This is a genomic window from Streptomyces sp. NPDC042201, from assembly GCF_055582185.1.
This window is the reverse complement of record NZ_JBVJDS010000001.1, coordinates 282,040-293,856: the sequence shown is the minus strand read 5'-3', so window position 1 is coordinate 293,856 and position 11,817 is coordinate 282,040. Positions and strand designations below refer to the sequence as shown.

Annotated in this window: 8 protein-coding genes; 3 read left to right on the top strand and 5 right to left on the bottom strand. The window is 67.1% G+C overall.

Annotated features, from left to right (window positions below):
- Positions 1–20: 20 nt before the first annotated feature.
- Positions 21–1,463 carry a CCA tRNA nucleotidyltransferase gene (locus tag ACZ6MZ_RS01255; protein ID WP_389675142.1) on the top strand — a complete coding sequence of 481 codons (1,443 nt, stop codon included), beginning with the start codon at positions 21–23 and terminating at the stop codon, positions 1,461–1,463.
- A gap of 62 nt (positions 1,464–1,525) precedes the next feature.
- On the opposite strand, the gene ACZ6MZ_RS01250 is transcribed toward ACZ6MZ_RS01255, so the two are convergent.
- The 3 genes from ACZ6MZ_RS01250 to ACZ6MZ_RS01240 all read right to left on the bottom strand — a co-directional run bounded on the left by ACZ6MZ_RS01250 (position 1,526) and on the right by ACZ6MZ_RS01240 (position 4,748).
- Positions 1,526–2,791 carry an MFS transporter gene (locus ACZ6MZ_RS01250; RefSeq protein WP_469349062.1) on the bottom strand — a complete coding sequence of 422 codons (1,266 nt, stop codon included), beginning with the start codon at positions 2,789–2,791 and terminating at the stop codon, positions 1,526–1,528.
- Positions 2,792–2,888: 97 nt separating this feature from the next.
- Entirely contained in the window at positions 2,889–3,971 is a 1,083-nt protein-coding gene (locus ACZ6MZ_RS01245; RefSeq protein ID WP_386877005.1) for an inositol-3-phosphate synthase, read from the bottom strand.
- 60 nt (positions 3,972–4,031) lie between these two features.
- Entirely contained in the window at positions 4,032–4,748 is a 717-nt protein-coding gene (locus ACZ6MZ_RS01240; RefSeq protein ID WP_384328890.1) for a PadR family transcriptional regulator, read from the bottom strand.
- A 367-nt stretch (positions 4,749–5,115) separates the two neighbouring features.
- Here ACZ6MZ_RS01240 and ACZ6MZ_RS01235 point away from each other — a divergent pair, with 367 nt between their 5' ends.
- Both ACZ6MZ_RS01235 and ACZ6MZ_RS01230 read left to right on the top strand, forming a co-directional pair.
- Positions 5,116–7,815, top strand: a complete 2,700-nt coding sequence (locus ACZ6MZ_RS01235) for a transglycosylase domain-containing protein (RefSeq protein ID WP_469349059.1) — start codon at positions 5,116–5,118, stop codon at positions 7,813–7,815.
- Positions 7,816–7,933: 118 nt separating this feature from the next.
- The gene (locus ACZ6MZ_RS01230; protein ID WP_469349058.1) at positions 7,934–9,424 is read left to right on the top strand and encodes a glycosyltransferase family 87 protein; all 1,491 of its coding nucleotides are present in this window, start codon (positions 7,934–7,936) and stop codon (positions 9,422–9,424) included.
- A gap of 82 nt (positions 9,425–9,506) precedes the next feature.
- Here the strand turns inward: ACZ6MZ_RS01230 and ACZ6MZ_RS01225 are convergent, their stop codons facing one another.
- The gene (locus ACZ6MZ_RS01225) at positions 9,507–10,538 is read right to left on the bottom strand and encodes an alanine racemase (protein ID WP_384178262.1); all 1,032 of its coding nucleotides are present in this window, start codon (positions 10,536–10,538) and stop codon (positions 9,507–9,509) included.
- Between the two features lie 102 nt (positions 10,539–10,640).
- On the bottom strand, positions 10,641–11,759 hold the full coding sequence (locus ACZ6MZ_RS01220) for a lipid II:glycine glycyltransferase FemX (RefSeq protein WP_384178259.1): 1,119 nt from the start codon (positions 11,757–11,759) through the stop codon (positions 10,641–10,643).
- Positions 11,760–11,817: the final 58 nt, after the last annotated feature.

Below are 11,817 nucleotides of genomic sequence, written 5' to 3'. Positions count from 1 at the left end.
GGCACGTACCCTTTTCTGTTGTGCCGAACGCCAATGAAGACAATCCCAGCGCACTGAGTCAGGTGCAGCGCCGCGCGGTCAGTGAACTGTTGCGGGTGTCCCCCGTCGCCGACGATCTCGCCCGCCGGTTCCAGGAAGCCGGATTCGGTCTCGCCCTGGTCGGCGGCTCGGTCAGGGACGCCCTTCTCGGCCGGCTCGGGAATGACCTGGACTTCACGACCGATGCCCGGCCGGAGGACGTTCTCAAGATCGTCAGGCCGTGGGCGGACGCGGTGTGGGAGGTCGGGATCGCCTTCGGTACGGTCGGCAGCCAGAAGGACGGCTATCTGATCGAGGTGACGACGTACCGCTCGGAAGCCTACGACCGGACGTCACGCAAACCCGAGGTGTCCTACGGCGACTCCATCGAGGAGGACCTCGTACGCCGGGACTTCACGGTGAACGCCATGGCTGTCGCGCTGCCGCAGAAGGAATTCATCGATCCCCACGGCGGGCTGGAGGATCTCTCCGCCCAGGTGCTGCGTACGCCCGGCACCCCTGAGGAGTCTTTCTCCGACGATCCGCTGCGGATGCTCCGGGCCGCGCGTTTCGCCGCGCAACTGGACTTCGAGGTGGCCCCGGAAGTCGTCGCGGCCATGGAAGCCATGTCCGACCGCATCGAGATCGTCTCCGCCGAGCGGGTACGTGACGAACTGAACAAGCTGATCCTCTCCGCTCACCCGCGCAAGGGCCTGGCGCTGCTCGTCGATACCGGGCTCGCCGACCGGGTGCTGCCCGAGCTGCCGGCGCTTCGTCTGGAGAGTGATGAGCACCACCGGCACAAGGATGTCTACGAGCACTCACTGACCGTCCTTGAGCAGGCCATCGACCTGGAGGAGGACGGACCCGACCTGGTGCTGCGGCTGGCCGCGCTCCTGCACGACATCGGCAAGCCCCGGACGCGGCGCTTCGAGCAGGACGGCCGGGTCTCCTTCCACCACCACGAGGTGGTGGGCGCGAAGATGACCAAGAAGCGGATGACCGCGCTCAAGTACTCCAACGAGTTGGTGAAGGACGTCACGCGGCTGGTGGAGCTGCACCTGCGCTTCCATGGCTACGGGATGGGCGAGTGGACCGACTCCGCGGTGCGGCGATATGTACGCGACGCCGGCCCGCAGCTGGGGCGGCTCCACAAGCTGACCCGCTCGGACTGCACCACACGGAACAAGCGCAAGGCGAACGCGCTCTCCCGGGCGTACGACGGCCTGGAGGAGCGCATCGCCCAACTCCAGGAGCAGGAGGAGCTCGACGCCATCCGGCCCGATCTGGACGGCAACCAGATCATGGAGATCCTGGGCGTGAGCCCCGGTCCGGTGATCGGGGCGGCGTACACGTTCCTGCTGGAGCTGCGACTGGAGAACGGGCCGATGGAGCACGATGCGGCCGTCGCTGCCCTCAAGGAATGGTGGGCCGCGCAGAACTGAAGTCAAGCGGGTCATGTTTCACGTGAAACATGACCGGCGCGCACTACTCCGGAGGCGATGTTTCACGTGAAACATCGCCTCCTGCGTATCAGGGTCACGGCGGTGACGGCGTAGAGGATCGCAACCGTCACCACGAGGGGCGCCGAGCGGCCGTCCGGGGGCAGCATGACCGCCGCCACAGCGGCAGCGCCGACAAAGGCGACGTTGAAGAGGACGTCGTAGAGGGAGAAGACCCGGCCGCGGAACTCATCGTCCACCGCTGTCTGCACCACGGTGTCCGTGGCTATTTTCGCGCCCTGCGTGACCAGGCCGAGCACGAACGCGGCTATCAGCAGGGGAACGGGTGCGAAGGCCAGCCCCAGGGCCGGTTCGAGGATGGCTGCCGTCCCCGCGCACACCGTCATCCACCCGGACGGACCGAGCCGCCCCACCGCCCATGGCGTGAGCACCGCAGCGGTGAAGAATCCCGCGCCGGAGAGGGCGAGAGCGAACCCGAGCAGCGCCAGCCCGTCGGACTCCCGCTCCGTCCAGGCGTACCTGCAGAGCATCAGCACCATCACGGTCAACGCCCCGTAGCAGAAGCGCATCACCGTCATGGCGGCCAGCGCACGGGCCGCTGCCCGCTGCTCCGCGAGATGACGTAGTCCGGCCGCGAGTCCCCGCACGGTGGACGTCAGGGCGGCTCCCAATCGCGGCTGGACGAGGGCCGCCGCGGGTCCGAGGAGCTCCCGTGCCATCAGGAGCGAGGTGAGCGCCGCACCGAGGTAGAGGACGGCGCCCAGCAGCATGACGACGGCATCGGAGTCCGCGGCCGTCAGCCGTACGAGAAGGGCGAGTCCGCCGCCCGTGGTCGCGGCGAGCGTTCCGGCTGTCGGGGAGAGCGAGTTCGCAAGGACGAGACGGTCGTCGTCGACCACATGAGGCAGAGCGGCCGAGAGTCCGGCGAGAACGAACCGGTTGACAGCGGTCACGGACAGCGCCGAGGCATAGAAGAGCCAGTCGGGCCCGGAGGCCAGGATCAGCAGCGCCGTACAGCTCGCCAGTAGGGCCCGCAACAGGTTCCCGTACAGGAACACCTGGCGGCGTTGCCAGCGGTCCAGCAGTACGCCGGCGAACGGGCCGATCACCGAGTACGGCAGCAGCAGGACCGCCATGGCGGAAGCGATGGCGGCGGGCGAGGTCTGCTTCTCGGGGGAGAAGACGACGTAGGCGGCGAGCGCGACTTGGAAGACGCCGTCAGCCGCCTGGGAGAGCAGACGGACCGCCAGCAGCCGGCGAAAATCGCTGAGGCGCAGCAGTACGCGCAGATCATCACGTACAACAGGCATGCGGACCAGCGTCACATACGCGCCGGCAGCACATACGAGAAGGGTCTCGGACAAGCAGCCCGGAGACCCTTCTCGTATGGACGGGGAAAGCTGGGCTCTAGCGCTCGACCTCGCCCCTGATGAACTTCTCGACGTTCTCGCGGGCCTCGTCGTCGAAGAACTGGACCGGCGGGGACTTCATGAAGTACGAGGACGCGGAGAGGATCGGGCCGCCGATGCCGCGGTCCTGGGCGATCTTCGCGGCGCGCACGGCGTCGATGATGACACCCGCGGAGTTCGGGGAGTCCCAGACCTCGAGCTTGTACTCCAGGTTCAGCGGGACGTCGCCGAAGGCGCGGCCCTCAAGACGGACGTACGCCCACTTGCGGTCGTCGAGCCAGGCGACGTAGTCCGACGGGCCGATGTGGACGTTGTCGGCACCCAGGTCGCGGTCGGGGATCTGGGAGGTGACCGCCTGCGTCTTGGAGATCTTCTTGGACTCCAGGCGCTCACGCTCGAGCATGTTCTTGAAGTCCATGTTGCCGCCGACGTTCAGCTGCATCGTGCGGTCCAGGACGACGCCCCGGTCCTCGAAGAGCTTCGCCATGACGCGGTGCGTGATGGTGGCGCCGACCTGGGACTTGATGTCGTCACCGACGATCGGGACACCGGCCTCGGTGAACTTGTCCGCCCACTCCTTCGTGCCGGCGATGAAGACCGGGAGGGCGTTGACGAAGGCGACCTTGGCGTCGATGGCGCACTGCGCGTAGTACTTGGCAGCGGCCTCGGAACCCACGGGCAGGTAGCAGACCAGGACGTCGACCTGCTTGTCCTTGAGGGTCTGGACGATGTCGACCGGCGTCTCGGGGGACTCCTCGATCGTCTGGCGGTAGTACTTGCCCAGACCGTCGAGGGTGTGACCGCGCTGGACGGTGAGGCCCGTGGACGGCACGTCACAGATCTTGATGGTGTTGTTCTCGCTGGCGCCGATGGCATCCGCGAGGTCGAGGCCGACCTTCTTCGCGTCGACGTCGAAGGCGGCCACGAACTCGATGTCCCGTACGTGGTACTCGCCGAACTGGACGTGCATCAGACCCGGTACCTTGCCCGCCGGGTCGGCGTCCTTGTAGTACTCGACGCCCTGCACCAGTGAGGCGGCGCAGTTGCCCACGCCGACGATGGCTACGCGAACCGAACCCATTCCGCTTGCTCCCTGTGTGATCTCAGTGTTCCTGATGAAACCCTGCGGAGATGCAGGACCTCACGTGGCGGTGTCCGCGGACGGATCCGGCGGTCCGGGACGTCCCGGGGGCATGCCCCCGGAAGACGCGGCATCCCGGTGCCGGGGCAGGCCGTCCGCTTCTCCAGATGTGTCTTCCTGCGCGGCGGGATCCCCGGGGAAGGACCGTCTCTGATCCCGCCCCGCCCGCTCGCTCTCGATGAGCTCGTTCAGCCAGCGCACTTCGCGCTCCACGGACTCCATGCCGTGCCGCTGCAGCTCAAGCGTGTAGTCGTCGAGGCGCTCGCGCGTACGGACCAGGGAGGCGCGCATCTTCTCCAGACGCTCCTCCAGCCTGCTGCGGCGGCCCTCCAGCACCCGCATCCGCACCTCGCGCTCCGTCTGACCGAAGAAGGCGAACCGAGCAGCGAAGTGCTCGTCCTCCCAGGCGTCGGGTCCGGTGTGCGAGAGGAGCTCCTCGAAGTGCTCCTTACCTTCCGCCGTCAACCGATAGACGATCTTGGCGCGGCGCCCGGCGAGGGAAGCGGCGAGCGCGTCTTCCGGAGCGCTGCCCGGCTCTTCGATCAACCAGCCGTTGGCGACCAGCGTCTTGAGACAGGGATAGAGCGTTCCGTAGCTGAAGGCCCGGAAGATCCCCAGCGAGGTATTGAGCCGTTTCCGCAGCTCATAGCCGTGCATGGGGGACTCGCGGAGCAGACCGAGGACAGCGAACTCAAGGATGCCCGAGCGTCTGCTCACCCTTCGCCTCCTCCTGTCCGGGACCTTATGCCGTGCTGATGTATCGACTCGATACATCAGCACGATAGAACGAGGATGCTGCCGCGACAAGAGGGGCCATGGTGAACGAGGTCACATTGACAATTCTCATGAAGCAACTTGCCTGATTTGGGGTGAACTTCAGCTCTCGGCGGGTTTTGACCGTGCGTAGTCTGTGCGGCATGCAGACCACCGGGAACCGTGTGGCGCCGATAAGCGTCAAGACTGTCGGCCTACCGGATGCATGCCGGATGAGCCTGATGCCGGGCTGGTCCGTATCCATTTCGGGGGGACCGGAACTCAACTGCCGCTTCCAGGCGTCCGCGCCTGCCCGAGGAGTAGTCGTTCGATGAGCGAGCACCGTCGCAAACCGCCAGAGCCGCAGGGTGGCGGTCGTGCCGCGGCCAGGCGTGCAGCCCAGCAGCCGTCCGGCCGCCGCGCTGCCCCTTCCCGAGAAGCCGCTTCGGCTTCGCCCTCCGGTTCGCACGAGGAGGAGCGTTCCTACGGCGGCCGAGCCGAAGCCAGGCGGGCCGCCCAGAAGGGCGGCCGCAGGCGCGCTCCCGACGGCGGGGGCGCCGGTCATGGCGGATCCGGCGGAGGCCGGCGCGGAGGCGGCGGGCCTGACGGCCCCGGCCGCGGCCGGGGCGGGCAGCCGTCCAAGAAGCGGCTGATCGACTATCCGCGCCATGACAAGTACGGCTGGCATCGATGGGTGCCCTCCTGGAAGCAGACCACCGGTCTCTGCGTCGCTTTCCTCGGCTCGGTCATGGTCGCGGGAACCATCGCGTACGCCGTGGTCGATGTGCCAAGTGCACAGCTCTCCTCGAAGGCCGAGAACAACGTCTACTACTGGGACGACGGCACCCCGATGGTCTCCACGGGGGGTGAGGTCAACCGGCAGATTGTCGGGATCGAGCAGATCCCCGCGGCGATGCAGAACGCGGTCATCTCCGCGGAGAACAAGTCGTTCAGAGAGGACTCCGGGATCGACCCGATGGGTATCGGCCGGGCCGTCGTCAATATGGCCAAGGGCGGCCAGACCCAGGGTGGATCCACGATCACCCAGCAGTACGTCAAGAACGCCATGCTGGGTGACCAGAGCCAGACCTTGGACCGCAAGTTCAAAGAGCTGTTCATTTCCATGAAGGTCGGCACCCAGAAGACCAAGCCCGAGATCATGCATGGCTATCTGAACACGTCGTACTACGGACGCGGCGCCTACGGCATCCAGGCCGCGGCCCGTACGTACTACGGCAAGGACTCCAAGGACCTCAACCCGAGCGAGTGCGCCTTCCTCGCCACGCTCCTCAAAGGCGCGACCTACTTCGACCCGGCCGGCGCCACCGAGATCGACCCGACAGCCACCGCGAAGGAAAACACCGAGAACGCCACGAAGCGCTGGCGGTGGATCCTCGACGAGATGGAGAAGGACGGCCATCTCGACGCCACTGAGCGCGCCAAGTACAAAGAGTTCCCGATGCCGGACCCCCCGAAGAAGAACGCCCAGCTGGGCGGACAGATCGGCTATCTGGTCGACCTGGCCAAGGCGTACTTCATCAACAACAACACTGAGGGCTACACAGCTCTAGCGTTGTCCAAGGGCGGCTTCGAGATCCACACGACCTTCAACAAGAAGAAGGTCGAGCAGCTGCGTAAGGCCGTCACCAAGGTCTACGACGCCAACATCGACCCCAAGAAGCGCCCGAAGACCGACAAGCATGTCCAATTCGGTGGTGCCTCGGTGGACGTCGCGACCGGAAAGATCGTCGCCATCTACGGCGGACAGGACGCCACCAAGCACTTCACCAACAACGCCGACCAGACGGGTGCCCAGGTCGGATCGACCTTCAAGCCGTACGTGCTGGCCGCGGCGATGGAGGACGGTGTGCGTGATCCCAAGCTCCCGGAGACACAGAGCAGGGACCAGCGCACGCCCGTATCGCCGGACAAGTCCGTGTACAACGGCGACAACAAGCTGAAGATCAAGAACTACGACGGTTCGACCTGGACCAACAAGGACGACAAGGAGTGGCTGCAGACCAACGACGGCCAGCGGTCGTACGGTCCCATTGATCTGCGTGAGGCCATGAGGGAATCCGCCAACTCCCCGTTCGTCCAGCTGGGCATGGACGTCGGCATCCCTCAGGTGAGGGACGCCGCCATCAGGGCCGGCCTCCGGGATGACGACACGCTCTCCAAGTCCAATGTGCCGTCGTTCTCGATCGGTATCTCCTCTCCGAGCGCCATCCGGATGGCGGGCTCCTACGCCACGTTCGCGTCCAGCGGCAAGCAGCGGGATCCCTACTCCGTCGACGAGGTGCTGAAGGGCGGCGATGTCGTCTTCAAGCACAAGGACAAGACGGAGGACGCATTCCCTGCGGCGGTCGCGGACAACGTCACGGACGTACTGAAGACCGTGGTGGAGAAGGGCACCGGTACGAACGCACAGCTCGAGGGGCGCGAGGTGGCCGGGAAGACCGGTACCACCGACGGCAACAAGTCGGCCTGGTTCGTGGGCTACACCGCGCAGCTGTCGACCGCCATCGACATGTACCGGATGGACGACGACGCGACGAACAAGAATCGTGAGTTCCTCGAGATGTACGGCACCGGCGACCAGGAGTCGATCCACGGTGCGTCCTTCCCCTCCGAGATCTGGCACGACTACATGGCAGAGGCGGTCAAGGGTCAGGAGGCCGTTCCCTTCCCCACGCCCGAGCCCATCGGTGAGGCCGTCTACGGCGGCGGCGCCGAGCCGTCCCCGACGCCGAGCCCGACCCCGTCCGAGACGCCTTCGCAGACGCCTTCACAGACGCCGTCCGTGACTCCGTCCGAGTCCGACATCACCCCGAGCGGAAGCTGCGACCAGTGGTTCGGCTGCGGTGACAACGGCGGGGCCGACCAGGGCGCCGACCAGGGTGCTGATCAAGGCGGGGCCAACGGAGGCGGCGACGGGGGAGTCACCAACTCTCCCTCAACGCCGCCCGGAGCCGATCAAGGCGGCCAGAACGGTGGCAACGGAGGGATCTTCGGGGCCCCCGGGGGATAGCGTCCCGGCCCCAGGTAGCTGACACGAGGGCCGTCGCACCGGTGACGTACAGATTCGCTGTACGTACGGTGCGGCGGCCCTCGCCGCGTCCACGGCCGCGTACGGCAGGATGGGCGGCATGCCGAGCGCAGAAGAGACAACCGTGCACCAGGACCGGCCGGTCGTACCGCCCACCCGGCGGGACGAGATCGCCGCGGCCGGCAGCGAGCTGATCGGCGGACCTGTCGGGCGCTGGGCCTGGTACGGCAGCAGCTGGCTCACGCCCGTACGGGTCGTCGCACTGGTGGCGATCGGGATGTTCGCGCTGGGCATGGCGCAGAAGATGCCGTGCTACGACTGGGCATGGTTCCGGGGCACCAGCTCGCAGTACACCCACGCCTGTTACTCGGACATTCCGCACCTCTTCCTGGGGCGGGGTTTCTCCGACGACCTGGTGCCGTACTTCGACCGGCTGAGCGGCGACATGGAGTACCTGGAGTACCCCGTGCTGACGGGCGTCTTCATGGAGGTCGCCTCCTGGCTGACGCCGGGCGGCTCCATCCAGTACCGCGAGCAGATGTACTGGATGGTCAACGCGGGGATGCTGATGATCTGCGCCGCGGTCATCGCGGTCTGCGTCGCCCGCACCCATCGCCGTCGCCCCTGGGACGCCCTGCTGGTCGCTCTGGCGCCCGCCTTCGCGCTCACCGCCACCATCAACTGGGATCTGTTCGCCGTGGCTCTCACGGCCGCCGCGATGCTCATGTGGTCACGCGGCCGGGCCCTGGCCTTCGGCATCCTCATCGGGCTCGCGACAGCCGCCAAGCTCTATCCCGTACTGCTCCTGGGGCCGCTGCTCGTCCTGTGCTGGCGGGCCGGGAAGCTCCGGGAGTTCGGAACGGCGTTGCTGGGAACCGCGGGGGCGTGGCTGGTGGTGAATCTGCCGGTGATGGTGCTCGCGCCCGAGGGGTGGAAGAAGTTCTACACCTTCAGCCAGGAGCGGTCGGTCGACTTCGGCTCCTTCTGGCTGATCATCACACAGCGCACGGGCAAGTCCCTGGATGTCGGAACCGTCAACACCTACGCGATGCTGCTGATGCTGCTGGCATGCGCGGGTATCGGGGCGCTCGCCCTGTCGGCGCCGCGCCGGCCGCGCTTCGCGCAGCTCGCCTTCCTCGTGGTCGCGGCCTTCATCCTCACCAACAAGGTCTATTCGCCGCAGTACGTACTCTGGCTGGTTCCGCTGGCCGCCCTGGCCCGGCCGCGCTGGCGGGACTTCCTGATCTGGCAGGCCTGCGAGGTCATGTACTACCTGGGGATCTGGATGTACCTCGCGTACACGACGAGCGGCGACGACCACCGGGGACTGCCGACCGAGGGGTATCAGCTCGCCATCGCCGTACATCTCCTGGGGACGCTGTATCTGTGCGCGCTGATCGTCCGGGACATCCTGAAGCCGGAACGGGACGGCGTACGGAGCGACGGCTCGGACGACCCCTCGGGCGGCGTGCTGGACGGCGCGGCGGACGTGTTTGTACTGGGACAGGCGACCCGTCCGGCGCAGCACACGGCCCAGGCGGTGGAGGGACCGCGGGTCGAGTGGGGGGTACGGCCGCCGGGGGCCGCCTGAGCCGCTTCTGAGGCCGCCCGAGCGGTCCGCGGGGCTGTCAGCGGCCCTCGCGGGCCGGCTGGGGAGCTGGGAGCTGGGAGCGTCAGCGGTCGACGAGGCGGTCGAACTGGGTCGTCGTATGCCGCAGATGGGCCACCAGCTCGTCGCCCACCTTGGGCTCCTGAGCCTCCGCGGGCACGAACAGGATCGACACCTGCATGTGCGGCGGCTCGGCGAACCAGCGCTGCTTGCCGTCCCAGACGAACGGCGAGAGGTTGCGGTTGACCGTGGCCAGGCCGGCCCGGGCGACGCCCTTGGCACGCGGCATCACGCCGTGCAGGGCCTTGGGGGCCTCCAGACCGACGCCGTGGGACGTGCCCCCGGCGACGACCACCAGCCAGCCGTCCGAGGCGGCCTTCTGCTGGCGGTAGCCGAACCGGTCGCCCTTGGTGACCCTGGTGACGTCCAGGACGGAGCCGCGGTACTCGGTCGCCTCATGGTCACCGAGCCACAGCCGCGTACCGATGCGGGCGCGGAAGCGGGTCTGCGGGAACTGCTGCTGCAGCCGGGCCAGCTCCTCGGCGCGCAGGTGGCTGACGAACATGGTGTGCAGGGGGAGGCGCGCGGCGCGCAGCCGGTCCATCCAGCTGATGACTTCCTCGACCGCGTCGGAGCCGTCCGTACGGTCGAGCGGGAGGTGCAGGGCGAAGCCTTCGAGCCGTACGTCCTCTATGGCCGCGTGCAGCTGGCCGAGCTCCTCCTCCTTGACGCCGTGGCGCTTCATGGAGCTCATGCACTCGATGACGACACGTGCGCCCACCAGCGCGAACACACCGTCGACGGACGAGACGGAACGGATGACGCGGTCGGGCAGCGGTACCGGCTCCTCGCCGCGCCTGAAGGGCGTGAGGACGAGAAGGTCGCCGCTGAACCAGTCCTTGATCCGGGCGGCCTCGTAGATGGTGCCGACGGCGAGCGTGTCGGAGCCGAAGCGGGTGGTCTCGTCGGCGAGACGCTCATGACTGAAGCCGTAGCCATTGCCCTTGCAGACCGGGACGAGCCCGGGGAACTGCTCGATGACCGACTTCTGGTGCGCCCGCCAGCGCGCGGTGTCGACGTAGAGGGAGAGCGCCATGCCGGTCCGGAACCTTTCTCGTGGCTGCGGTGTATGAAGGTTATGAGTGGTCTGGGGAAAGTCGCGGGGCTTACGGAAATGTCCGCCGGCCCGTCATCGCGGTCAGCGGCGCGACATGTAGATGTCGAGCGCCTTGTGGAGCAGTTTGTTGAGCGGGAAGTCCCACTCGCCGATGTACTCGACGGCCTCGCCGCCGGTGCCCACCTTGAACTGGATCAGTCCGAAGAGGTGGTCGGTCTCGTCGAGCGAATCGGAGATGCCGCGCAGGTCGTAGACGGTGGCGCCCATCGCGTAGGCATCGCGCAGCATCCGCCACTGCATCGCGTTCGAGGGCCGGACCTCACGCTTGTGGTTGGCGGAGGCGCCGTAGGAGTACCAGACATGGCCGCCGACGATCAGCATGGTCGCGGCCGCGACGTTCTCGCCCTCGTGACGCGCGAAGTAGAGACGCATGCGGTTGGGGTCCTCGGTGTTCAGGACGGTCCACATGCGCTGGAAGTACGACAGAGGGCGCGGCCGGAAGTGATCGCGCTCGGCGGTGATCTCGTACAGCCGCTGCCACTCGGCCAGGTCCTCGTAGCCCCCCTGGACGACGTCGACGCCGGCCTTCTCGGCCTTCTTGATATTGCGCCGCCACAGCTGGTTGAAGCCCTTGAGGACATCGTCCAGCGAGCGGTTCGCCAGGGGCACCTGGAAGACATAGCGCGGCTGTACGTCACCGAAGCCGGCGCCGCCGTCCTCGCCCTGCTGCCAGCCCATCTTGCGCAGCCGGTCGGACACCTCGAAGGCGCGCGGCTCGATGTGCGTGGCCTCGACATCGCGCAGGCGCTTGACGTCCTGGTCCTGGATACCGGATTTGATCGCGGTCGAGTCCCAGCGGCGGATGACGACCGGCGGCCCCATCTTGACCGAGAAGGCGCCCTGGTGCTTGAGATGCGCCAGCATGGGCTGGAGCCAGTCGTCCAGATTGGGGGCGTACCAATTGATCACCGGGCCCTCCGGCAGATACGCCAGATACCGCTTGATCTTGGGCAGCTGCCGGTAGAGCACCAGTCCGGCCCCGACGAGCTGGTCGTTCTTGTCGAACCAGCCCAGGTTCTCGGAGCGCCACTCCGTCTTGACGTCAGCCCATGCCGGGACCTGGCAATGACTCGCCGCGGGCAGGCTCTGGATGTACGCCAGATGCTGCTCGCGGCTGATGGTCCTCAGGGTCAGGCTCATGCGGGGCGCTCCTCGGCAGGTGTGTCCCCATGGATACAGGGGCTCCGGCTCTCGCGCC

Bases quoted from the DNA above. Each gene is read 5' to 3' on its own strand.
- ACZ6MZ_RS01245 (WP_386877005.1), bottom strand. From the start codon at position 3,971: ATGGGTTCGGTTCGCGTAGCCATCGTCGGCGTGGGCAACTGCGCCGCC.
- ACZ6MZ_RS01225 (WP_384178262.1), bottom strand. From the start codon at position 10,538: ATGGCGCTCTCCCTCTACGTCGACACCGCGCGCTGGCGGGCGCACCAG.
- ACZ6MZ_RS01250 (WP_469349062.1), bottom strand. From the start codon at position 2,791: ATGCCTGTTGTACGTGATGATCTGCGCGTACTGCTGCGCCTCAGCGAT.
- ACZ6MZ_RS01235 (WP_469349059.1), top strand. From the start codon at position 5,116: ATGAGCGAGCACCGTCGCAAACCGCCAGAGCCGCAGGGTGGCGGTCGT.
- ACZ6MZ_RS01220 (WP_384178259.1), bottom strand. From the start codon at position 11,759: ATGAGCCTGACCCTGAGGACCATCAGCCGCGAGCAGCATCTGGCGTAC.
- ACZ6MZ_RS01230 (WP_469349058.1), top strand. From the start codon at position 7,934: ATGCCGAGCGCAGAAGAGACAACCGTGCACCAGGACCGGCCGGTCGTA.